The organism is Pseudomonas palleroniana (assembly GCF_003031675.1).
GTDB classification, from domain to species: Bacteria; Pseudomonadota; Gammaproteobacteria; order Pseudomonadales; family Pseudomonadaceae; genus Aquipseudomonas; species Aquipseudomonas palleroniana.
In genome coordinates this window covers 55,489-79,675 of record NZ_PYWX01000090.1, presented here as the reverse complement: position 1 = coordinate 79,675, position 24,187 = coordinate 55,489, and the positions used below count along the sequence as shown (strand labels likewise).

The 24,187-nt window shown below is 61.9% G+C and carries 17 protein-coding genes; 6 read left to right on the top strand and 11 right to left on the bottom strand.

The annotated features are described in order from the left end of the window. Positions 1-160: 160 nt before the first annotated feature. From ligA to C9383_RS27295, 4 genes are all read right to left on the bottom strand, one after another. On the bottom strand, positions 161-2,518 hold the full coding sequence (gene ligA / locus C9383_RS27310; RefSeq protein ID WP_090369353.1) for an NAD-dependent DNA ligase LigA: 2,358 nt from the start codon (positions 2,516-2,518) through the stop codon (positions 161-163). A gap of 87 nt (positions 2,519-2,605) precedes the next feature. Then, positions 2,606-3,472 carry a cell division protein ZipA gene (gene zipA / locus C9383_RS27305; RefSeq protein ID WP_090369351.1) on the bottom strand — a complete coding sequence of 289 codons (867 nt, stop codon included), beginning with the start codon at positions 3,470-3,472 and terminating at the stop codon, positions 2,606-2,608. 259 nt (positions 3,473-3,731) lie between these two features. Beyond that, complete coding sequence (smc, locus tag C9383_RS27300) at positions 3,732-7,220, bottom strand: chromosome segregation protein SMC (RefSeq protein ID WP_060756176.1); 3,489 nt, start codon at positions 7,218-7,220, stop codon at positions 3,732-3,734. A 2-nt stretch (positions 7,221-7,222) separates the two neighbouring features. After that, complete coding sequence (locus tag C9383_RS27295) at positions 7,223-7,882, bottom strand: GntR family transcriptional regulator (protein ID WP_060756177.1); 660 nt, start codon at positions 7,880-7,882, stop codon at positions 7,223-7,225. Between the two features lie 280 nt (positions 7,883-8,162). Here C9383_RS27295 and xdhA point away from each other — a divergent pair, with 280 nt between their 5' ends. The 4 genes from xdhA (at position 8,163) to guaD (ending at position 14,281) form a co-directional block, all read left to right on the top strand. After that, a complete protein-coding gene (gene xdhA / locus C9383_RS27290) occupies positions 8,163-9,611 on the top strand; it encodes a xanthine dehydrogenase small subunit (RefSeq protein WP_090369348.1) in 1,449 nt (482 codons plus the stop codon). Continuing rightward, a complete protein-coding gene (gene xdhB / locus C9383_RS27285) occupies positions 9,604-11,991 on the top strand; it encodes a xanthine dehydrogenase molybdopterin binding subunit (RefSeq protein WP_090369346.1) in 2,388 nt (795 codons plus the stop codon). The genes xdhA and xdhB overlap by 8 nt, the downstream gene beginning before the upstream one ends. Positions 11,992-12,111: 120 nt before the next feature. Further along, entirely contained in the window at positions 12,112-12,969 is an 858-nt protein-coding gene (gene xdhC / locus C9383_RS27280; RefSeq protein WP_090369343.1) for a xanthine dehydrogenase accessory protein XdhC, read from the top strand. Positions 12,970-12,976: 7 nt separating this feature from the next. Beyond that, entirely contained in the window at positions 12,977-14,281 is a 1,305-nt protein-coding gene (guaD, locus tag C9383_RS27275; protein WP_090372333.1) for a guanine deaminase, read from the top strand. Positions 14,282-14,340: 59 nt separating this feature from the next. Here guaD and C9383_RS27270 read toward each other — a convergent pair whose 3' ends face one another. Next, entirely contained in the window at positions 14,341-15,105 is a 765-nt protein-coding gene (locus C9383_RS27270) for a GntR family transcriptional regulator (RefSeq protein ID WP_060756181.1), read from the bottom strand. A 234-nt stretch (positions 15,106-15,339) separates the two neighbouring features. Here C9383_RS27270 and C9383_RS27265 point away from each other — a divergent pair, with 234 nt between their 5' ends. Continuing rightward, positions 15,340-16,533 carry a benzoate/H(+) symporter BenE family transporter gene (locus C9383_RS27265; RefSeq protein ID WP_090369341.1) on the top strand — a complete coding sequence of 398 codons (1,194 nt, stop codon included), beginning with the start codon at positions 15,340-15,342 and terminating at the stop codon, positions 16,531-16,533. Positions 16,534-16,582: 49 nt separating this feature from the next. Here the strand turns inward: C9383_RS27265 and C9383_RS27260 are convergent, their stop codons facing one another. From C9383_RS27260 to gabT, 3 genes are all read right to left on the bottom strand, one after another. Further along, positions 16,583-17,071 carry an Lrp/AsnC family transcriptional regulator gene (locus tag C9383_RS27260; protein ID WP_003230384.1) on the bottom strand — a complete coding sequence of 163 codons (489 nt, stop codon included), beginning with the start codon at positions 17,069-17,071 and terminating at the stop codon, positions 16,583-16,585. Between the two features lie 45 nt (positions 17,072-17,116). Then, positions 17,117-17,764 (bottom strand): HAD family hydrolase, encoded by a 648-nt coding sequence (locus C9383_RS27255; RefSeq protein ID WP_090369338.1) that lies wholly within the window; start codon positions 17,762-17,764, stop codon positions 17,117-17,119. A 93-nt stretch (positions 17,765-17,857) separates the two neighbouring features. After that, positions 17,858-19,150 carry a 4-aminobutyrate--2-oxoglutarate transaminase gene (gene gabT, locus C9383_RS27250; RefSeq protein ID WP_090369335.1) on the bottom strand — a complete coding sequence of 431 codons (1,293 nt, stop codon included), beginning with the start codon at positions 19,148-19,150 and terminating at the stop codon, positions 17,858-17,860. A gap of 192 nt (positions 19,151-19,342) precedes the next feature. Between gabT and C9383_RS27245 the strand changes: the two genes are divergently transcribed. Next, positions 19,343-20,269: a 2-hydroxyacid dehydrogenase gene (locus C9383_RS27245; RefSeq protein ID WP_090369333.1), complete on the top strand. Its 927-nt coding sequence runs from the start codon at positions 19,343-19,345 to the stop codon at positions 20,267-20,269. Between the two features lie 49 nt (positions 20,270-20,318). On the opposite strand, the gene C9383_RS27240 is transcribed toward C9383_RS27245, so the two are convergent. The 3 genes from C9383_RS27240 to argE all read right to left on the bottom strand — a co-directional run bounded on the left by C9383_RS27240 (position 20,319) and on the right by argE (position 24,153). Next, the gene (locus C9383_RS27240) at positions 20,319-21,404 is read right to left on the bottom strand and encodes a tartrate dehydrogenase (protein ID WP_090369331.1); all 1,086 of its coding nucleotides are present in this window, start codon (positions 21,402-21,404) and stop codon (positions 20,319-20,321) included. A 10-nt stretch (positions 21,405-21,414) separates the two neighbouring features. After that, complete coding sequence (locus C9383_RS27235) at positions 21,415-22,878, bottom strand: NAD-dependent succinate-semialdehyde dehydrogenase (RefSeq protein ID WP_090369328.1); 1,464 nt, start codon at positions 22,876-22,878, stop codon at positions 21,415-21,417. Between the two features lie 117 nt (positions 22,879-22,995). Continuing rightward, positions 22,996-24,153, bottom strand: a complete 1,158-nt coding sequence (argE, locus tag C9383_RS27230) for an acetylornithine deacetylase (RefSeq protein ID WP_090369326.1) — start codon at positions 24,151-24,153, stop codon at positions 22,996-22,998. Between the last annotated feature and the right edge of the window lie 34 nt (positions 24,154-24,187).

Here is a 24,187-nt window from a genome sequence, read left to right as displayed (position 1 = left end):
CACTGTCGCCTGTAGTGAGCGGGCTTGCCCCGCGCTGGGTGGCGCAGCCGCCCCAACAGGGACGCCGCGGTGTTTCAGAAATACCGAGGTGCCTGGGTTTGGGGCGGCTGCGCCACCCAGCGCGGGGCAAGCCCGCTCACTACAAAGCAAGCAGACGTTTTCAGACTGGGATGTTGTGCTTGGCCAGGAAGGCAACGAAGGCTGCCTCATCCAGCACTTTCAAGCCCAATTCACTGGCTTTGGCCAATTTCGAACCGGCGCCTGGCCCCGCGACCACGCAGTGGGTTTTCGCCGAAACGGAACCCGCAACCTTGGCGCCAAGGCTTTCGAGCTTGTCCTTGGCCACATCGCGGCTCATCAGCTCCAGGGAGCCCGTCAGCACCCAGGTATGACCGGCCTCCGGCAAGCCTTCGATGACCTTCTTCTCGCTCTGCCAGTGCATGCCGAAGTCCTTGAGCTGCTGCTCAATGGCCAGGGCATGCGTGGCGTTGCCTGCGTTATCGAAGAAATCGCGCACCGCCTTGGCTTGCTTCTCGGGCAGTGCCTGGCGCATATCCAGCCAGTCGGCCTTGATCACGCCCTCAAGGGTGCCGAATTTGTCCGCCAGTTTCTGCGCCGCCCCCGGGCCGACGCTCGGCACGTGAAGCTTGTCGAGCAGACCGCCCAAGGTCGTGCTGGCCGCGAATTCAGCGCTCAGCTCGCCCTGATCCTGCAATTGCAGGCCGCACTCCTGCGGTGACAGCAGCGCGCCGATCACGTCCTGGTTGTGGCTGTCTTCAAAGAAACTGTGGATTTCATGCGCCACCTCCAGGCCGACATCCGGCAGGTACGTCAACACCTCCGGCAAGGCTTTCTGCACCCGCTCCAGGGACGCCAGGGAGCGCGCCAGTACCTTGGCGGTCTCCTCGCCCACGTCGGGAATGCCCAGGGCGTAGATGAAGCGTGCCAAGGTCGGCGTCTTGCTGTTTTCAATGGCCGTGATCAGCTTCTTGCTGGAGATGTCGGCAAAGCCTTCCAGGTCGATGATCTGCTCGTACTTGAGTTTGTAGAGGTCGGCGGGCGAGCCGATGAGTTTTTCATCCACCAGTTGCTCGATGGTCTTGTCGCCCAGGCCATCGATATCCATGGCACGCCGCGAAACAAAATGAATGATCGCCTGCTTGAGCTGCGCCCCACAGGCCAGGCGGCCGACGCAACGGTATACCGCGCCTTCGCTGACGGTCTCCTTGCCTTTGCTGCGCTTGACCAACTGCGTGCGCTCCACATGGGAGCCACACACCGGGCAGCTCTCGGGCACCTGCACGGCGCGGGCGTTTTCCGGGCGACGCTCAAGTACCACCGAAACCACCTGCGGGATCACATCCCCGGCACGACGGATAATCACCGTATCGCCGATCATCAGGCCCAGCCGCGCCACCTCATCCATATTGTGCAAGGTCGCATTGGACACGGTCACACCGGCCACCTTCACCGGTTTCAGGCGCGCCACCGGTGTCACCGCACCGGTGCGGCCGACCTGGAATTCCACGTCGAGCAGCTCGGTCAACTCTTCCATGGCCGGGAATTTATGAGCGATGGCCCAGCGCGGTTCGCGGGCGCGGAAGCCCAGTTCACGCTGGGAGGCAATGCTGTTGACCTTGAACACCACACCGTCGATTTCATAGGGCAGGCTGTTACGACGCTCGCCAATATCGCGGTAGTAATCCAGGCAATCCTGAATGCCCTTGGCCAGCTTCAACTCGCGGCTGATCGGCATGCCCCACTTCTGCAACTGCTGCAGGTTGCCGATATGAGTGTCGCTGATATCGGTGGTCACACCGTAGCAGCAGAACTCCAGCGGACGGCTGGCGGTGATCTTCGAGTCCAGCTGGCGCAGGCTGCCGGCGGCGGCGTTGCGCGGGTTGGCGAAGGTCTTGCCGCCCACTTCCAGCTGCGACGCGTTGAGACGCTCGAAACCGGCCTTGGACATGAACACTTCGCCGCGCACTTCCAGGGTCGCCGGCCAGCCGCTGCCGTGCAGCTTCAGCGGGATATTGCGCACGGTGCGCACGTTGACGCTGATATCTTCACCAGTGGTGCCATCGCCACGGGTCGCGCCGCGCACCAATTCGCCGTCTTGATAAAGCAGGCTGACCGCCAGGCCATCCAGTTTCGGTTCGCAGCTGTACTCCACCGCCGCGCCGCCCCCAAACAGATCGCCCACCGGCAGATCGAGGCCCTCGGTGACCCGGCGATCGAATTCAAGCATGGTAGTTTCATCGAACGCGTTGCCCAGGCTGAGCATCGGGATCTCATGCCTGACCTGGGTGAACGCCGACAACGCCGCACTGCCGACCCGCTGCGTCGGTGAATCACGCGTCACCAGTTCCGGATGCTCGGCCTCCAGGGCCTTGAGCTCATGGAACAAGCGGTCGTACTCGGCGTCCGGAATACTCGGCTCGTCGAGGACGTGGTAGCGGTAGTTGTGCTGATCCAGTTCAGCGCGCAATTCGAGGATACGGGTATGGGCGGCGGTCATGGGTGTTCTCTCATAAAGCAAAAGAGCAGCCGAAGCTGCTCAATATGTTAGTGCACGGATTCTACAGGCAACGCTTAAGATCGGACCTCAGCGCTTCTGTGTCAGGGCGCGACGCTCGAACTCGACGATGCGCTGACGGTAGTGCTCGATGGTCTGGGCCGTCAGAACGCTGCGCTGGTCATCCTTGAGCTCGCCGTTGAGTTCCTGGGACAGCTTGCGCGCCGCAGCCACCATCACGTCGAACGCTTGTTTCGGATGACGCGGGCCTGGCAAACCGAGGAAGAAACTCACCGCCGGAGTGCTGAACAGGTCGATATCGTCCAGATCAAAGGTGCCTGGCTTGACGGCATTGGCCATGGAAAACAGCACTTCGCCATTACCGGCCATGCTTTCGTGACGGTGGAAAATATCCATCTCGCCAAAACGCAGGCCGCTTTCCAGGATGTTCTGCAACAGCGCCGGGCCTTTGAAGCCAGCAGCGTCACGGCAGATCACGCTGATCACCAAGACTTCCTCAGCGGCCGGCTGATCGTTGACCGACTGGCGTGGAGCACTGCTTTTGGTCGCAGTCTCATCCGGGAAATCGCCGTCACGGCTGCTGAAGCTCGGGCCATCGTCGACATCGAGGTTCAGGTCGCCCTGATGCGGCTCGGCGACCGCGGCGGCGTTGCGCTTGCCGCGCTTGGAAGATGGCTCGCGGGCCTCACGCACCGGCGCACTCATCGACGGCAGGTCGTGCTCGTCCAGCTGCGGCTCTTTATGGGTATCCAGCACACGGGGCGGCCCCAGCAGCTCGGCGTTGCCGTCGTCGTCAGGCAAATTGGACAGATTGCGGTCCAGACGGAACTTGAGCTTGCCCTTGCCACCGCGCATGCGGCGCCAGCCATCAAAAAGAATACCGGCAATGACAATAATGCCGATGACGATCAGCCACTCGCGCAGACCGATTTCCATGTAATCCCGTGCCTCTAATAAAAAATGCTGAAAAATAAGGGGCTTAGCAACGTGCAAACCGCTTTAAAACGTGGCGCCAACTCTATGTTCTGACTGACGTTTTGCCCACGCATACGAAAAATTGACATTAAACTAGCACGACCAAAGATAACTTTACACCGTCTGTCAAAATGCCTTGAACAAATATGTCCATTTGCCACTTTCGCCAGACCGGTAAATCATCCCACGCAGCGCTAAGAATTATCCCTCATGACGAGGTTTAAGATTCCACCATCGCCATCGCTTCTTCCACATCCACGGCCACCAAGCGAGAACACCCGGGTTCGTGCATCGTCACCCCCATCAATTGATCCGCCATTTCCATGGCGATCTTGTTGTGGGTGATATAGATGAACTGCACCGTCTGCGACATCTCTTTAACCAGTCGGGCGTAACGTCCCACGTTAGCGTCATCCAGCGGGGCATCAACCTCATCGAGCATGCAGAACGGCGCCGGATTCAACTTGAAGATGGCAAACACCAGGGCCAATGCCGTCAGGGCCTTTTCGCCACCGGACAACAAATGGATGGTGCTGTTCTTCTTGCCCGGAGGCCGCGCCATGATCGTCACCCCTGTATCGAGTAGATCTTCGCCCGTCAGTTCCAAGTAAGCGCTGCCACCACCGAAAACTTTCGGGAATAAGGCCTGTAAACCGCCATTAATCTGATCAAAGGTATCTTTGAAGCGGTTGCGGGTTTCCTTGTCGATCTTGCGGATCACGTTTTCCAGCGTGTCCAGGGCCTCGACCAGATCGGCATCCTGGGCATCCAGATAACGTTTACGCTCGGACTGCTGCTGATACTCATCGATGGCCGCGAGGTTGATCGCACCGAGCCTTTGAATACGTGCGGCAATGCGCTCGAGCTCTTCTTCGGCGTCTTTTTCGTTGGCCTGGGCGTCCAGGGTGTTGAGCACGCCGTGCAGGTCGTAGCCATCTTCCAATAGTTGATCTTGCAGGGCCTTGCGGCGCACGGTCAGGGCTTGCCATTCCATGCGCTGCTGTTCGAGCTGGCTGCGGATCAGCTGGGATTGCTGCTCGGCCTGGGTCCGACGTTTTTCCGCATCGCGCAGCTCGCGGTCGGCGTCCTCCAGGGCGATCTGGGCGGTCTTGAGTTCTTCGTCAACGCTCATGCGTTTGTCGAGCAACTCTTCGAGCTTGAGCCGCAACTCTTCCAGCGGGGCTTCGCCCTCCTCCAGGTTGAGGCTCAGTTGCTCGCGTTTTTCGGTGAGCCGTTCGGACTGCATCTCCAGGCGCTCAAGGGCCTGGCGCGTGGCATCGTGCTGGGTGCGCAAGGAGCCGAGGCGAACCGCCAGTTGGTGCGCGTGGTCCTTGTGCTGCCGCGCTTCCTGGCGCACGCGGTCGAGGCGTTCGCGCAGGCTGTCGCGCTGGGCCAGCAGCAGTTCGCGCTGCTCGGTGTCGAGTGCCATGCTGTCGAGCGCCTCCTGCAATTGCAGGCGCGCTTCGCCGATCTGCTCGTGCTCCAGGGCACGCTGCTCGCCAATCTCGGCCACTTCTTCATCAAGGCGGGTGCGGCGCAGGGTCAGTTGCTCCGCCTTGGCTTTGCTCGCCGAGAGCTGGGCTTTCAACTCGCCTTGCTGGCGCGCTTCATCCTGCAACAGACGGCGTAAATGCTCGCGGCCGGTCTCCTGTTGGCGCTGGGTGGCGCGCAGGGTTTGCAATTCGGTTTCAAGGCTTTCCAGGGTGGCTTCGCGCTCTTCACGCTCGGCGATCAGGTTGACGATCTCCTGACCACGGGCCAGAACGCCGCTCTGCGCTTCACTGGCGCGGCGCACGCGCAGGAAGTGGCGACCGACCCAGTAACCGTCGCGACTGATCAGGCTTTCGCCGGCCGCCAACTGACCACGCAAGGCAAGGGCCTGCTCCAGGGAGTCCACCGGTTTGACCTGGCCCAGCCAGGGCGCCAGATCAATCGCCGCCTCAACCTTATCCAACAAACTGCCCGGCACACGCACGCCATCGGCTGCCGGGCTGAGCAAACGCAGATCGCCCTGGGCGAAACCGGCCAGGTCGAAGCCGCCGAAATCATCGACCAGTACGGCTTGCAGGTCGGCGCCGAGCACGGTTTCCACCGCCAGCTCCCAACCCGCTTCAACCTTCAAGCCTTCAGCCAGGCGCGGGCGCTCGGCCAGATGTTGCTCGCGCAGCCACTCGGCAGTACCGGTGCCCGGATCCAGCGCGGCTTGCTGCAGGGCTTCAAGGGACGCCAGACGACCGTTGAGCCGCTGTAGATCGCCCTGTGCCTGCTGCTGGGCCTGGGTCGCCTGTTGCAGTTGCTGGCGCAGTTGCTCCAGGCGCTCCACCTGTTGTTCTTCGCTGGCCTCCAGCTCTTCCAGGGTCATTTCGCTTTCAGCCAGTTGCTCGCTGAGCTCCATGATCGCCGCGTCTTCCGGGTCGGCGGCAAGCAAGGCGCGCTCTTCCTGCATCCGGCGCTGGCGCTCGGCCAGGCGCTCCATACTGGCTTCCAGTTGCTGGATGCGTGACTGCTGGACCTCGGCCTGGCGGCGCGGCTCGGCGGACTTCAGGTTGAACGCATCCCACTGTTCCTGCCAGCCATGCATGGTGGTTTCGGACTCTTCCAGGGCCGCGGCGGCTTCTTCGGCGGCGGCGCTGGTGATTTCCTGCTCGGGGGTGAGCATGTCCAGCTCTTCGCCGAGGGTCAGCAGCAAGGTACGGTCATGTCCCAGGTGCGATTCGGTCTCCAGGCGCGCCCGTTCGGCTTCCTTCAGGTCGTCCTGCAATTGGCGCAGACGCTGCTGGCCATGCTGGATGCTCTGCTCGACGCGGGCGATATCACCGCCCACCGAATAAAACCGGCCTTGCACCAGATTGAAGCGCTCGGACAGGTCATGGTGCCCGTCACGCAGGCGTTCGATGCTGGCGTCGGCGTTACGCTGTTCGGCCACCAGGGCTTCGAAGCTGATCTCCTGGGTGCCGATGATCGCTTCGCGCTGGCCGACCTGGTCATTCAACGCCTGCCAACGCAGGGCCGAGAGTTGCGCCTTGAGCTGGCGCTCCTCGCCCTTGTATTCCTGATACTTCTCGGCGGCCTGGGCCTGGCGGTGCAGGCGCTCCAACTGGCGCTCCAGCTCTTCGCGCAGGTCGGTCAGGCGGGCGAGGTTTTCATGGGTGCGGCGGATACGGTTTTCGGTCTCGCGGCGGCGCTCCTTGTACTTGGAGATGCCGGCCGCTTCCTCGATAAAGTTACGCAAGTCTTCAGGCTTGGCTTCGATCAGCTTGGAGATCATGCCCTGTTCGATGATCGAGTAGCTGCGCGGGCCCAGGCCCGTGCCGAGGAAGATATCGGTAATGTCGCGGCGCCGGCATTTGGTGCCGTTGAGGAAGTAACTGTTCTGGCTGTCGCGGGTCACTTTGCGGCGGATGGAGATTTCCGCATAGGCCGCATACTCGCCGATCAGGGTGCCGTCGGAGTTGTCGAACACCAGCTCGATACTGGCCTGGCTCACCGGCTTGCGGCTGGTGGAGCCATTGAAGATGACGTCGGTCATCGACTCGCCGCGCAAGTTCTTCGCGGAGCTCTCGCCCATCACCCAACGGACGGCGTCGATGATGTTCGACTTGCCGCAACCATTGGGCCCGACCACCGCCGCCATATTACTGGGGAAGTTCACCGTGGTCGGGTCGACGAAGGATTTGAACCCCGCCAACTTGATGCACTTGAGCCGCACGCTTAGGCGTCCGCCAACGCAGCGATCACCAGCGAGCTGCTGCGCTGGCAGTAGGCCGACAACACCAGGCGAATCTGTACCAGATCACGCGCCAGCACTGCGGCGAGCAATTGCTCGAACAGCGCCAGGTATTCACTCATGGACGCCTTGCGCTGATCCAGGGCCAGGTAATACGCACGGTTCATCGCCGGTTGCAGGTTTTCGACGGTTTCCTGCAGGTACGGGTTGTTCGCAAACGGGTACGCGGCACGCATCACATTGAAGCTTTCTTCGACGAAGGCGCGGATGTCCCCCCGCGCATAACTGCCCTCCAGGCGTTGCTGGATTTGCAGGAATGGCGCCATGTCGGCCTGGGTCTGCCAGCCTTCGGCGACCGCATTGCCGAGCAGGATGTACATTTCGCCCATCAGCGTGCACAGGCTCTGCACCTTGTGCGCGGTGAGTTCGGTGACGTGTGCGCCACGGCGCGGCAGGATCGCGATGAGATGACGGCGTTCGAGGATCAGCAAGGCTTCGCGCACGGAACCACGGCTGACATTGAGCGCCAGCGTGACTTTCTGTTCCTGGATTCGCTCCCCAGGCTTGAGATCGCCGCGAATGATACGTTCGGCGAGGTGGTGAGCAATTTGCTCGGCGAGACTGTCCGGCGCCTTGAACGTCATGTTTTCCCTTCAGAATCTTCTGTCAATACAAGCGCGGCAGTGTAGCGCATTGGCCCATTGATGGCGCTATGTCCACCAAGGCGAATTTGGCATGAAACACGCAAGCCTCAAAGCCCACAAGCCCCGAAAAACACCGGTCCCAGAAGATTGGACCATAATTGAAAGTGTTGTGACCGAAGTTTCTTGACCTTCTGGTCAGAAAATCATTGACCGAAAAGTCAGACATGACTAGATTCGGCGCAAAGCGGTTAACAACAATAATGAGTCTGCGAGGCCTTCCGTGATCCAGTTTTTACTCAACCAGGAACTCCGTAGCGAGCACGCCCTGGACCCCAACCTGACCGTGCTCAACTATTTGCGTGAGCATTTGGGCAAATCCGGTACTAAGGAAGGCTGCGCCAGTGGCGACTGCGGTGCCTGCACCGTGGTGGTCGGCGAACTGCATACCGATGCTCAAGGTGCCGAGCAGATCCGTTATCGCAGCCTCAACTCATGCCTGACCTTTGTTTCGTCACTGCACGGCAAGCAACTGATCAGCGTAGAAGACCTCAAGCACCAAGGCCAACTGCACAGCGTGCAACAGGCCATGGTCGAGTGCCATGGCTCGCAATGCGGCTTTTGCACCCCAGGTTTTGTGATGTCGTTGTTCGCGCTGCAAAAGAACAGCGATGCGCCCGACAGCCAGAAAGCCCATGAAGCCCTGGCCGGCAACCTGTGCCGGTGCACCGGCTACCGCCCGATCCTGGCCGCCGCCGAGCAGGCGTGCTGCAACAAACCCGCGGATCAGTTCGACAGCCGCCAAGCCGAGACCATCGCCCGCCTCAAAGCCATCGCGCCTACGCAAACCGCTGAACTCAACAGCGGCGACAAACGCTGCCTGGTGCCGCTGACCGTGGCTGACCTGGCCGACCTCTACGACGCGTATCCGCAAGCCCGCCTGCTGGCCGGCGGTACCGACCTGGCGCTGGAAGTCACCCAGTTCCACCGCACCCTGCCGGTGATGATTTATGTCGGCAACATTGAAGAGATGAAGCGTATCGAGTCGTTCGACGATCGCCTGGAAATCGGCGCGGCCACCGCGTTGTCCGATTGTTATAGCGCGCTGCACCATGAGTACCCGGACTTCGGTGAGCTGCTGCACCGCTTCGCGTCCTTGCAGATCCGCAACCAGGGCACCCTGGGCGGCAATATCGGCAATGCCTCGCCAATCGGCGATTCACCCCCGCTGCTGATCGCACTGGGCGCGCAGATCGTGTTGTGCAAGGGTGAAACCCGTCGCACCCTGGCCCTGGAAGATTACTTCATCGACTATCGCGTCACTGCCCGCCAGGACAGCGAATTCATCGAGAAAATCATCGTGCCCAAGGGCCACACGCTGTTTCGTGCCTACAAGGTGTCCAAGCGCCTGGACGATGATATTTCCGCCGTCTGCGCCGCCTTCAATCTCAAGCTCGACAACGGAGTGATCAGCCAGGCCCGCATCGCGTTCGGCGGCATGGCCGCCACGCCCAAGCGGGCGAAAAGCTGCGAAGCGATGTTGGTCGGCGCCACCTGGAATGCCGCCACCGTGGAAAAAGCCTGTGCCGCCCTGGCCGAGGATTTCACCCCGCTCTCGGACTTCCGCGCCAGTAAGGAATACCGCCTGCTCAGCGCCCAGAACCTGCTGCGCAAATACTTCATCGAACTGCAAACGCCGCACATCGAGACTCGGGTGACCGCATATGTCTAACCATCACGCCGTCGTTAAAACCCAGGCCGAACTCGCCGAGCTGTTTGCCCAGGACCTCACCTCCGGAGTTGGCCGCAGCGTCAAGCACGACAGCGCCGCCAAACACGTCAGCGGCGAGGCGCAGTACATCGATGACCGCCTGGAATTCCCCAACCAGTTGCACCTGTACGCGCGCATGTCCGACCGTGCCCACGCCAGGATTCTGAGCATCGACACCGCCCCCTGCTACGCCTTTGACGGTGTGCGTATCGTCATCACTCACGAAGACGTACCGGGCCTCAAAGACATCGGCCCGCTGATGCCCGGCGACCCCCTGCTGGCGATCGATACGGTGCAGTTCGTCGGCCAGGTGGTCCTGGCCGTCGCCGCCCGCGATCTGGAGACCGCCCGCAAGGCGGCGATGGCGGCAGTCATCGAATACGAAGACCTGGAGCCGGTGCTGGACGTGGTCGAAGCGTTTCGCAAACAGCATTTCGTGCTCGACAGCCACACCCATCAACGGGGTGATTCGGCAGGCGCGCTGGCCACTGCGAAAAACCGCCTGCAGGGCACGTTGCATATCGGCGGCCAGGAACATTTCTACCTCGAAACCCAGATCTCATCGGTCATGCCTACCGAAGACGGCGGCATGATCGTCTACTGTTCCACGCAAAACCCCACCGAAGTGCAAAAGCTGGTGGCGGAGGTGTTGGACGTGTCGATGAACAAAATCGTCGTCGACATGCGCCGCATGGGCGGTGGTTTCGGTGGCAAGGAAACCCAGGCCGCCAGCCCGGCGTGCCTGTGCGCGGTGGTCGCGCGCCTGACCGGCCAGCCGACCAAGATGCGCCTGCAGCGTGTGGAAGACATGCTGATGACCGGCAAGCGTCACCCCTTCTACATCGAATACGACGTGGGCTTTGATGACAGTGGCCGCTTGCAGGGAATCAACCTGGAACTGGCGGGGAACTGCGGCTGTTCGCCGGACCTGTCCAACTCGATTGTCGATCGCGCCATGTTCCACGCCGACAACGCCTATTACCTGGGCGATGCCACGGTCAACGGCCACCGCTGCAAGACCAACACTGCCTCCAATACCGCCTATCGCGGCTTCGGCGGCCCGCAAGGCATGGTCGCCATCGAGGAGGTGATGGACGCCATCGCCCGCCACCTGGCGCTGGACCCGCTGGCCGTGCGCAAGGCCAACTACTATGGCAAGACCGAGCGCAACGTCACCCATTACTACCAGACCGTCGAGCACAACATGCTCGAAGAAATGACCGCCGAACTTGAGGCCAGCAGCCAATACGCCGAACGCCGCGAAGCGATACGGCTGTACAACGCCCACAGCCCGATCCTGAAAAAAGGCCTGGCGCTGACACCGGTGAAATTCGGCATTTCGTTCACCGCCAGCTTTCTCAACCAGGCCGGTGCGCTGATCCACATCTACACCGACGGCAGCATCCACTTGAACCATGGCGGCACCGAGATGGGCCAGGGCTTGAACACCAAGGTCGCGCAAGTGGTGGCCGAAGTGTTCCAAGTGGATATCGGCCGTGTGCAGATAACCGCCACCAACACCGACAAGGTGCCCAATACCTCACCGACGGCGGCTTCCAGCGGTGCCGACCTGAACGGCAAGGCCGCGCAGAACGCGGCCGAAACCATCAAGCAACGCCTGGTGGAATTTGCGGCGCGCAAATACGACGTCAGCGAAGCGGATGTGGCCTTCCACAACGGCCATGTGCGGGTGCGCGATCAGATCCTGACCTTCGAGGCGCTGATCCAGCAGGCGTACTTCGCCCAGGTGTCGCTGTCGAGCACCGGGTTCTACAAGACTCCGAAAATCTTCTACGACCGCAGCCAGGCGCGCGGCCGGCCGTTCTACTACTTCGCATTCGGCGCGGCCTGCTGTGAGGTGATCGTCGACACCCTGACCGGCGAATACAAGATGCTGCGCACCGACATCCTTCACGACGTGGGGGCCTCGTTGAACCCCGCTATCGACATCGGCCAGGTGGAAGGCGGCTTTATCCAGGGCATGGGCTGGCTGACCATGGAGGAGCTGGTGTGGAACAACAAGGGCAAATTGATGACCAACGGCCCGGCGAGCTACAAGATCCCGGCGGTGGCCGACATGCCCCTGGACCTGCGGGTGAAGCTGGTGGAAAACCGCAAGAACCCGGAGGACACGGTGTTCCACTCCAAGGCCGTGGGTGAGCCGCCATTTATGCTCGGGATTGCCTCGTGGTGTGCGATCAAGGATGCCGTGGCGAGCCTGGGTGATTATCGCCATCAGCCGCAGATCGATGCGCCGGCGACACCGGAGCGGGTGTTGTGGGGGTGTGAGCAGATGCGCCAGTTGAGCGCTGTGAAGACGCAGGAGACTGAACTGGCCTGATCGTTCCCACGCTCTGCGTGGGAATGCCGCCCTGGACGCTCGGCGTCCGCTCTTGTGACGCCGAGCGTCACGGTATGCATTCCCACGCAGAGCGTGGGAACGATCTGACTGGAGGTGACTATGAACAACTGGATCAGCGCCCTCGCCGACCTGCAGAACCAGGGTGAACCCTGCGTGTTGGTGACCATCATCGAAGAACTCGGCTCCACGCCGCGCAATGCCGGTTCCAAGATGGTGATCAGCGCCGCGCAGAGCTTCGACACCATCGGCGGCGGGCACCTGGAATACAAGGCCATGCAGATCGCCCGCGACATGCTCGTGCGGGGTCAGCAGAACACTCATCTGGAACGCTTCAGCCTGGGCGCGAGCCTGGGCCAGTGTTGCGGCGGCGTGACGGTGCTGCTGTTCGAACCCATGGGCCAGGTGCAGGCGCAAATCGCGGTGTTCGGCGCCGGCCATGTCGGCCGTGCGCTGGTGCCGTTGCTGGCGAGCCTGCCGTGCCGGGTGCGCTGGATCGATTCGCGTGATCAGGAGTTTCCGCAGCACATCCCCCAGGGCGTGCGTAAAATCGTCAGCGAAGAGCCGGTGGACGAAATTGCCGACCTGCCGGTGGGTAGTTACTGCATCGTCATGACCCATAACCATGCGCTGGACCTGGAACTGACCGCCGCCCTGCTCAAGCGCAATGACTTTGCGTATTTCGGCCTGATCGGTTCGAAGACCAAACGCGTCAAGTTCGAACACCGCCTGCGTGATCACGGCTTCGACACCGCACAACTGCAACGCATGCGCTGCCCCATGGGCCTCACCGAGGTCAAGGGCAAGCTGCCGGCAGAGATCGCCATCTCCATCGCCGGTGAAATCATCGCCACCTATAACGCCCATTTCGGCCAGCACACCGCGAGCGCCGAACCCATTGCCAAGCTGCTGCCGGCGTCCCGTCGCAGCCAAGCTTCGACTCCTTTTGCCAAGCATTGAGATGACCATGCCTTTGACTCGCAAAGCCTACCGTGCCGCCCTCCTGCACAGCATCGCCGACCCCGCTGAAGTCGGGATCGAAGCCTCCTATGAGTATTTCGAAGACGGCCTGCTGGTGATCGAAAACGGCAAGATCAGCGCGCTCGGCCATGCCGGCGACCTGCTGCCGACCCTGCCCGCCGATATCGACATCACCCATTACCAGGATGCGCTGATCACTCCCGGCCTGATCGACACTCATATTCACCTGCCGCAAACCGGCATGGTCGGCGCCTATGGCGAGCAGTTGCTGGACTGGCTCAACACCTACACCTTCCCGTGCGAAAGCCAGTTCGCCGACAAGGCGCACGCCGAGGAAGTCGCCGATATTTTCATCAAGGAACTGCTGCGCAACGGCACCACCACCGCATTGGTGTTCGGCAGCGTGCACCCGCAGTCAGTGAATGCGTTCTTTGAAGCAGCCGAAAAGCTTGACCTGCGCATGATCGCCGGCAAAGTGATGATGGACCGCAATGCGCCGGACTACCTCACCGACACCGCCGAATCCGGCTACCAGGAAAGCAAGGCGTTGATCGAACGCTGGCATGGCAAAGGCCGCCTGCACTATGCCGTCACGCCGCGCTTCGCGCCGACCAGCACACCGGAACAATTGGCGCTGGCCGGCCAACTGCTCGGCGAATACCCGGACCTGTACATGCAGACTCACATCAGTGAGAACAAGCAGGAAGTCGAATGGGTGAAAGCGCTGTTCCCGGAGCGCAACGGCTACCTGGACGTGTACGACTACTACAAACTGCTGGGTGAGCGTTCGGTGTTCGCCCATGGCGTGCATCTGTGCGATGAAGAGTGCGCGCGGTTGGCCGAGACCGGCTCGGCGGTGGCGTTCTGCCCGACGTCGAACTTCTTCCTCGGCAGCGGCTTGTTCAACCTGCCGATGGCCGAGAAACACAAGTTGAATGTGGGGCTGGGCACGGACGTGGGCGGCGGCACCAGCTTCTCACTCCTGCAAACCTTGAACGAAGCCTACAAGGTCATGCAGCTGCAGGGGGCGCGGTTGAGCCCGTTCAAGTCGCTGTACCTGGCGACCCTGGGCGGCGCGCGCGCACTGCGCCTGGAAGACAAGATCGGCACCTTGCAACCTGGCACCGATGCGGACTTCCTGGTACTGGACTACAACGCCACGCCACTGCTGAGCTATCGCCTGAAGCAGGCCAATAACATTGCCGAGACGTTGTTTGTGTTGATGACGCTGGGGGATGACCGCACGGTGTTGCAGACGTATGCAGCCGGCCAATTGGTGCACCAACGCTGACTCAACCAACACCCCACAGCATTGTGGGAGGGGCTTGCCCCTTCCACAATTGATTGGGTTTACAACTTTATGGACGAGCGCCCCGGCTTCTTGGTCTGCAGCAAATGCGAGAACACCGCATGCAGGTCATCCGATGCGCTCTCTTCATCGAGGTTGAGCTTGCTGTCGATGTGATCCATGTGGTGCATCATCAGGTTCACCGCCAGCGTCGCGTCGCGCGCTTCGATCGCGTCGATCAGCTGGGTGTGCTCATCATAGGAACAGTGCGAGCGGTTGCCGCTTTCGTACTGGGCGATGATCAATGAGGTCTGGGACACCAGGCTGCGCTGGAAGCTGATCAGCGGCGCATTCTTCGCCGCTTCGGCCAGCTTCAGATGGAATTCACCGGAGAGGCGGATGCCCGCGCCACGGTCGCCACGGGAGAAACTGTCGCGCTCGTCATTGACCATCTGACGCAACTCGGCCAACTGATCGGCGGTAGCATGCTGCACCGCCAACTCGGTGATCGCACGCTCCACCAGACGCCGGGCCAGGAATACCTGGCGTGCCTCTTCCACACTCGGGCTGGCCACCACCGCACCGCGATTGGGCCGCAACAGCACCACGCCTTCATGGGCCAGGCGCGAAAGTGCACGACGAATGATGGTGCGGCTCACGCCGAAGATCTCGCCCAGTGCTTCTTCACTCAATTTGGTTCCGGGCGCCAGGCGTTGTTCGAGGATCGCCTCGAAGATATGCGCGTAGACGATATCGTCCTGGGTTCCGCTGCGACCGGCCTTGCCGGCACGCGGTTGTTTCTTGAGAGGTTGCAACTGTTCGTTCATGGGCACTCGGGTTTGGAGAACGGCGGCGAATTAACGGTGATACGGCAGCTTCAGGGTAATACGGCAACAACGGGTCGCTGGCAAGTATCACCTAAAAACAACGCATATTGTACACAACCCAGTACGCCAACACACTGTACGGCTGTTTGCGGTGTCGGCTGTATTGCAATGCCTTGTCACGTTTGAGTTTAGGCTTGAATCCGCTATTTCTCCGGTAAAAGGAACACCCCCCACATGTCCAACGCCACCCACGCGCCTTTGCGCCCGCTGGCCGACACTTGCGCGTCCGCCGTCGTCGCCGGCTTTATCGCCATGATGACCGGCTACACCAGCTCCCTGGTGCTGATGTTCCAGGCCGGACAAGCCGCCGGTCTGACCAGCGCACAAATTTCTTCGTGGATCTGGGCGATCTCCATCGGCATGGCGGTGTGCAGCATTGGCCTGTCGCTGCGCTACCGCACACCGATCACCATCGCCTGGTCCACACCCGGCGCGGCGCTGTTGATTACAAGCCTGGGTGGCGTGAGTTACGGCGAGGCCATCGGCGCCTTCATCACGTGCGCCGTGCTGGTGACGATCTGCGGGATGACCGGCAGCTTTGAAAAGCTGGTCAAACGCATTCCCGCATCGTTGGCGGCGGCATTGCTGGCCGGGATTCTGTTCAAGATCGGCAGCGAGATTTTTGTCGCCGCACAGCATCGCACCGGCCTGGTACTGGGGATGTTTTTCACTTATCTGATCATCAAGCGCCTGTCACCGCGCTATGCGGTGCTGGCCGCGCTGATCATCGGCACGCTGCTGTCGGGGTTGATGGGCCTGCTGGACTTCAGCGGCTTTCATCTGGAGGTGGCGACACCTGTGTGGACCACGCCGCACTTCTCGCTGGCGGCGACCATCAGCATCGGTATCCCGCTGTTCGTGGTGGCAATGACTTCACAAAATATGCCCGGCGTTGCCGTGTTGCGAGCCGACGGCTACAACGTGCCCGCCTCGCCGCTGATCACTGCCACCGGCCTGGCCTCGCTGGTGCTGGCGCCCTTCGGCTCCCACGGCATCAACCTGGCGGCGATCAGCGCGGCGATCTGCACGGGCCCCCACGCCCATGAAGACCGCAACAAGCGCTATACCGCCGCGGTCTGGTGCGGTGTGTTCTATGGCATAGCGGGGGTATTCGGCGCCACGTTGGCGGCGTTGTTTGCGGCCTTGCCCAAGGAGTTGGTGCTGTCGATTGCCGCCTTGGCGTTGTTTGGCTCGATTATCAATGGCCTGAGCATCGCCATGAATGAACCGAAGGAACGCGAAGCGGCGCTGATCACCTTTATGGTCACCGCGTCAGGCTTTACCTTGTTTTCCATCGGTTCGGCGTTCTGGGGGATTGTGGCAGGGGTATTGACGCTGCTGATTCTGAACTGGCGCACACGCACTTGAGGGCATGGACGGCTTCAAGCACGCCGGCCATGTCTTGCGCGGGACGGTGTCAGTGGCGCAGAAGCTTGCGCAACGGCACACCGTCCTTCAACACCGGTGACTTGATCACGATGTAGCTGAAGTACTTTGAGATGCCGATGTTCTTGTCCAGCAAGCCCTCCACAACTTCCTGATAGTGCTGGATGCTGCGGGTCATGAAGCGCACCAGATAGTCGTAGCCGCCACTGATCAAGTGGCATTCGAGCACTTCGTCCACCAGGCGGATGTTGGATTCGAACTTGGCGAAATCTTCACGTTTGTGGTCGCTGAGGGTGATTTCGGTGAATACCGTGACCGAATCGGTGATCTTGGCCAGGTTCAAATGCGCCTTGTAGCTGGAGATATACCCGGCTGACTCCAACCGCTTGACCCTCTGCAGGCACGGGCTTGCAGACAACCCCACGGCATCGGCCAGGCTGACGTTGGTCATCCGGCCGTCTTTTTGCAATTCCACCAGAATACTGATGTCAATCCGGTCCAGCTTGACGAGCCCTTCCATTGCGTACCTCTTGACTGCCGTTTGTAAGACAATCTTCTAGCAAGATCAGCGCCGTAACGACAACTGATGCTGAGCCACCAAGTCAGCCATGCTGTTGATGCAATAGTCGGCCGCGCACGGCACGGGCTGTCGAGCCCGCTGACGGCCGATCAGGCAGCGATCCAGCGCCAGGTCGGCGTCCACTGAAGGTTGGGTTACATGCAATACAGGCTGGACCTGCGGGCCTTGCTGGTCAAGCCATTGTTGGGCATCGACCAGTGAGATGAAATCGTCGGTTTCTATACCCAGGCGCTCGCACAACAGCCCACGGTCTTCGAAATTGCGGTCGCCACGCACCAGCAGGCGATAGAACTTGCGCAAGTACAGCATTGCCCCGGGCGCATCTTCGAACAGCGACCAGTTGCCTGCCGAACGAGCAAAGCTCATCCCCTCCTCCCAATTGGCCGCCAGCCCCCAACGCTCAGCCAGCTGCCGATGGGCGAAACACAACATGCCGCTGACGCCAAGCTCGGCAAAACGTGGGTACAGGCCCGTGATCACCGTGTGGAACTCGGCCAGTACCTCTTCCCGAGGCGGCGGCTTGCCACCCCGGCTGTCGAGCAGCGGCTGCAACGCCGCCAGCACGCCCGAGTCGCGATCCACCAGGACGCCATCACAATCGATCAGCAACGCGCGGTAATCGGTCAGTCCCATGCGGTTCAAGCCTCCAATGATGCAGTGTGGTCGTCCGTGCGCCATAACGGTTCACGGACGGTGCCGCCATCAGGTCCCGAGGCGGGCCCTGGCTCAGTTCAAGACCCGTGCCAAGGCTGCATCGAGAATCTGCACGGCCTCGTCGACCTGCGCCTCGGTCACCACCAGCGGCGCGAGGAAGCGCAGCACGTTGCGGTGCACGCCGCATTTGATCACCAACAAACCACCGGCGCGGGCTTCATCGATCACCCGCTGATTCAGCTCGACATCCGGGGTGCGCGCCGAATCATCTTTGATCAGCTCGATCGCCAGCATAAAACCGGTGCCGCGCACATCACCAATCCGCGGGTAGCGCGCCTGCAAGCCCAGCAGGCCCTGACGCAGGCGTTCGCCCAGCACTTGGCTGCGCGCCAGCAATTGCTCCTGTTCGAACGCCGTGATCACCGCCAGCGCCGCCGCGCACGCCAAGGCGTTGCCACCGTAGGTGCCGCCCAGGCCACCGGGCAGCGGTGCATCCATGATGTGGGCCTTGCCCACCACGCCGGACAACGGCAAACCGCCGGCCAGGCTTTTGGCCACGGTCACCAGGTCAGGCTGGATTCCGGCGTGCTGGAAACCAAACCAGGTGCCGGTGCGGCCGAAACCGGTCTGGATCTCATCCAGGATCAGCACAATGCCGTGCTTGTCGGCCAACGCACGCAACGCCTGGAGAAACTCGGCCGGCGCCGAGAGGAAGCCGCCATCGCCCTGCACCGGTTCGATGATGATCGCCGCCACGCGCTCCGGGGCAACCTGGGTGGCCAGCAATTCATCCAGCGCCTGGAGCGCCAGTGCACTGGTCACGCCGCGATAAGCATTGGGATAAGGGGTATGGAAAACCTCCGGCGCAAATGGCCCGAAGTTCTGTTTGTACGGCTGGCTCATGCCGGTGAGCGTGGTCCCCAGCAACGTACGGCCATGGAAACCGCCGCGGAAGGCGATGACCGCCGAACGATTGGTATGGGCGCGAGCGATCTTCACCGCATTCTCCACCGCCTCGGCGCCGGAGGTGAAAAACGCCGCCTTGTAATCGTCCTCCCCACCGACCAGTTCACACAGGCGCTGGGCCAGGTCGAGATAAGGCTGGTACGCCACCACCTGGAAGCAGGCGTGGGAGACTTTCTGCAACTGGGCCTGCACCGCCGCCACCACTTGCGGATGGTTATGGCCGATGTTCAACACGCCGATACCGCCGACGAAGTCCAGATAGCGCTTGCCTTCCACGTCCCACAACTCGGCGCCCTGGGCGCGATCGATCACCAGCGGATGCGCGGTGATCAGGCCGCGAGGTACGAATTGATCGCGCTGGCGGAGCAAATGTGGGGTTTCGTCGACTCTGCTGTTCATGGCATTTCCCATTGTGAGACCGGCAACCTGAGACGGTTGCGATGCCACTCAGAGTACGACCTGGCGGAAACGAACTGCACCGAACTTGCCCCGTGAGAAATTCGGATCAACTGTTTTGCCCCTGTGTTTCAACAGATCCTGCGCCGTGCCTGGAGGATGATGAGGGCTACTTTCAACCCTGCGGAGATGCCCATGGCTCTGCTTTACAAATCCGACCCGGTACGCGGCGAGCGCTGGCAGGCACTGTTTGCCGAGCACGCACCGGACATCGAATGGCGCGCCTGGCCCGACATCGGCGATCCCGCCGAGATCGACTACCTGGCCGCCTGGCTGGCACCCGACGATCTCGAGCACCTGTTGCCCAATCTGAAAGTGCTGTTTGCGGTGTCGGCCGGGGTGGATCAACTCGACCTCGCCCGTTTGCCGGCGCAACTGCCCGTGGTGCGCTTGCTCGACCCCGGCATCACCCGCGGCATGTGCGAATACGCCAGTTGGGCCGTGCTCAGCCTGCACCGCGACATGCTGCGCTACCGCCAGCAACAGCTGGCGCGCTGCTGGCAGGCGCACCTGTTGCAACCGGCGGCGAACCGCCGCGTCGGTGTGATGGGCCTGGGCGCCCAGGCCCAACAGATCCTCGCGACGCTGGCGCCGTTGGGGTTTGCCTTGTCGGGCTGGGCACGCAGCCCTCATCAGTTGCCGGGTGTGGACTGTTTTGCCGGTGAGGCGCAATTGCCGGCGTTCCTCAACCAGTGCGATATCCTGCTGTGCGTGCTGCCGCTGACCGAGCAGACCCAAGGCATTCTCAATCGGCGCCTGTTCGCCCAACTGCCCAAGGGCGCCGCGCTGATCAACATGGGGCGTGGCGGGCACCTGGTGGAAGAGGATTTGCTGCAAGCCCTGGCCAGCGGGCAACTCAGCGGCGCCGTGCTGGATGTAGTGCAAGAGGAACCGGCGCCGGCGGACCATCCGTTCTGGGGCCACCCACAGATCCTGCTCACGCCCCATATTGCCGCGATGACTCAACCGGACAGCGCGTTTGCGGTGCTATTGGAAAATATTCGGCGGCATCAGCGTGGCGAGCCGATGTTGGGTGAGGTGGATCGCAGCAAAGGTTATTAATTGCACCCCTATCCGTTACCACGGCAACGGATAGGGGCCCCGGGTGTCGTCAGCGCACCAGCCTTTGGGTAATCGCCGCGCCCACTTCCTGCGTTGACGCCTTGCCGCCCAGGTCTGGCGTGATCACCCCCTCGGCAATCACCGCTTCGATCGCCTGCAGGATGGCGTCATGGGCCGCCCGATAGCGCGCATCGCCATTGCCGAGGAAATCCAGCATCAGCGCCCCCGACCAGATCATCGCAATCGGGTTGGCAATATTCTGCCCGTAGATGTCCGGCGCCGAGCCGTGCACCGGTTCGAACAGCGAAGGAAAGCGGCGCTCGGGATCGAGGTTGGCCGACGGTGCAATACCGATAGTGCCTGCACACGCCGGCCCCAGGTCCGACAAAATGTCGCCAAACAGGTTGGACGCCACGACCACGTCGAAGCGATCCGGCTGCAGCACGAACCGTGCGCACAGGATGTCGATGTGCTGCTTGTCCCACGTCACCTCTGGGTAGTCGGCCGCCATCAGCGCGGTACGTTCATCCCAGTAAGGCATGCTGATGGAGATGCCATTGGACTTGGTCGCCGCCGTGAGCTTCTTGCGCGGCCGGCTCTGGGCCAGGTCGAAAGCGAACTTGAGGATGCGATCGACGCCGCGCCGGGTGAATACCGACTCCTGCAACACGAACTCATGTTCGGTGCCTTCGAACATCTTGCCACCTACCGATGAGTATTCACCCTCGGTGTTTTCACGGATCACCACGAAATCGATATCACCCGGCTCGCGCCCGGCCAGTGGGCATGGCACGCCAGGAAACAGCCGGACCGGGCGGATATTCACGTACTGGTCGAAGTCGCGGCGGAACTTGAGCAGCGAGCCCCACAGCGAAATGTGATCCGCGACCTTGGCCGGCCAGCCCACGGCGCCGAAGTAAATGGCGTCGAAGTCCTTGAGCTGCTCGAACCAGTCGTCGGGCATCATCTGCCCGTGTTGCAGGTAGTAATCACAGTGGGCCCAGTCGAACACTTCGATGCTCAGGTTCAGGTCCCAAACCCTGGCGGCCTGCTCCACTACCCGCAGCCCTTCGGGCAACACTTCCTTGCCAATGCCGTCGCCGGCAATGGCGGCGATTCTGAATGCCTTGCTCATGGATCCTGCCTCACTCGTTCAACCCGCCAATGTGAAAAGCTTTGACTTCAAGGTACTCGTCCAGCCCGTACTTGCTGCCTTCGCGCCCCAGCCCCGATTGCTTGATGCCGCCGAACGGCGCGACTTCCATCGAGATAATCCCGGTATTGAGGCCCACCATGCCGAACTCGAGGGCCTCCCCAAAGCGCCACGAGCGCGCCAGGTTCTGGGTGAAATAGTAGGCGCCCAGGCCGTACGGAGTGGCGTTGGCCAGGGCCAGTGCCTGTGCCTCGTGGGTAAAGCGCATCAGCGGCGCCACCGGGCCGAATGTTTCTTCGTTGGCCAGCAGCATTCCGGCGTGAGCGTCGCCCAGCACCGTGGGCTGCACGAAGGGGCTATCGTCAGTCGGGATTGCGCCGCACAACAGCGTCGCGCCCTGGCTCAACGCATCCTCGATATGCCGCGTCACTTTGGTGACCGCCGCCGGGTTGATCAACGGGCCAATGCTCACGCCCTCCTCCAGGCCGTGGCCGACCTTGAGTTTGTTCACCTCTTGCACCAGGCGCGCGGCGAAGCGCTCGTAAATACCGTCCTGCACCAGGATGCGGTTGGCGCACACACAGGTTTGCCCGGCATTACGAAACTTGCTGAGCATGACCCCCGCGACCGCCTGCTCGAGGTCGGCATCGTCGAACACCACAAACGGCGCATTGCCGCCCAGTTCCAGGCTCAACCGCTTGATGTGCTCGGCGCTTTGGCGCATCAGCAGGCGGCCGACGGCGGTGGAACCCGTGAAGGAAATCTTGCGCACGCTCGGGTTGCCGGTCAGTTCCGTGCCAATACCGGCAGGCAGCCCGGTGATCACGTTGAACACCCCGGCCGGGATGCCGACGCGCTCGGCCAGTACCGCCAGGGCCAGGGCCGACAACGGGGTGAGCTCCGATGGCTTGACGATGATCGGGCAGCCGGCGGCCAAGGCCGGCGCGCACTTACGGGTGATCATCGCATTGGGGAAATTCCACGGCGTGATAGCGGCACACACGCCCACCGGCTGCTTGAGCGTCAGCAAACGCCGGTCGCCGCTGGGTGCCGGCATGGTTTCGCCGTAGACCCTGCGCGCCTCTTCGGCGAACCACTTGACGAAGCCTGCGCCGTAGCGGATCTCGCCCTTGGCTTCATTGAGCGGCTTGCCCTGCTCGCGAGTCATGATCAGCGCCAGGTCATCGAGGTTATCGAGCATGGCCTGGTACCAGCGCTCCAGCAGCGCGGCGCGTTCGGCGGCCGGGCGTGCACGCCAGGCGGGCCAGGCACGCTCGGCGGCTTCGATGGCGCGGCGGGTGTCGACCGCGTCCATGGCCGGTACCCTGGCGAGCACCTGGCCGGTGGCAGGGTCGAGGACGTCCAGAGTGGCGCCGCTGTCGGCGGCGATCCATTGGCCATCGACATAGGCGAGTTCAGTAAGGAGGCTGGGGTCTTGCAGGCGAGTAGTGAGCATGGTCGGGTCCTGGTTCGAGACACGCTCCAGTCTAGGGAGGTGCCACGAACAAGGATGCCGAAAGCGTCGCGTGGGCAGCGTGGCCTGCTGAAATTGCGCCCAGGACGGCAGGCTCTGCTAGGCCTTCAATGAACCGAGCAGGCCGTGCAGGAACACCTCTCCAGCCTCCATCTGGCTGATCTCGATAAACTCATCGGGCTTGTGCGCCTGTTCGATCGAGCCCGGCCCGCACACCACCACCGGAACATCCAGGCGCTGCTTGAACAGGCCGCCTTCGGTGCCGAAAGATACCTTGGAAGTGCCCGTGTCCGGCGCGGCAAACTGTTTGAGAAAGCGCACCGCTTCGACGCTGGGATGGGTATCCAGGCCCGGGTAGACGTTGAGAGTCTCGATCTCGATAGCAGCGACGCTCGACAGTTTCTTCGCCTCCTGCACGATCACTTCGGCCCGCTCGCGCAGTTGCTCCAGAAACTGCTCCAGGTCGTCGGCCGGCAAGTTGCGCACCTCGAAATCCAGGGAGCACAGGTTCGGCACGATATTCAGCGCCTTGCCCCCGACAATCTGCCCGACATGCACGGTGCTGTAGGGCACGTCGTAATCGCTGTCCTGGGCGCCATGGTGCTGCAACTGCTGCTGGCTCTCACGCAGCGCGGCGATAAAGTCACAAGCCACATGGATGGCGTTCACCGAACGCGGCGCCAGCGACGAGTGCGCCTCCAGGCCACGGCAATAAGTGCGGTAGGAACCCTTGCCCTTGTGGCCCAGCACAAATTGCATATTGGTCGGCTCGCCCACCACGCACAGAAACGGCCGTACCGGCGCCAGATGCAGCACATCCAGCAAACGTCGCACGCCGACGCAGCCAATCTCTTCATCGTGGGACAGGGCCAGTTGCAACGGGCGGCTCAACGGGTGATCGGCCGCCTCGAGCATCGCGTCAATGGCCAGGGCGATAAAGCCCTTCATGTCGCAACTGCCACGCCCATAGATCCGCCCGCCCTGGACGGTGGCGGCGAACGCCGGAAAGGTCCAGGCCTGCCCTGCCGCCGGTACCACGTCGGTGTGCCCGGAGAGCAACACGCCAGGCTGACCCTCGGGGCCGGTGCTGGCGAACAGGTTGGCCTTGCGCCCGCTGGGGTCCTTGACGATCAGCGACTCGATGCCGCGGGTCAGCAGCAGGTCGCGCACATACTCGATCAAGGCCATGTTCGACTCCGATGAAACGGTGTCGAACGCCAGCAGTTTTTTCAGGATATCCAGTACGCGAGGTTTCATCAGACCTGGCTCCGTTGCGGGGCAAAAAGGGCAA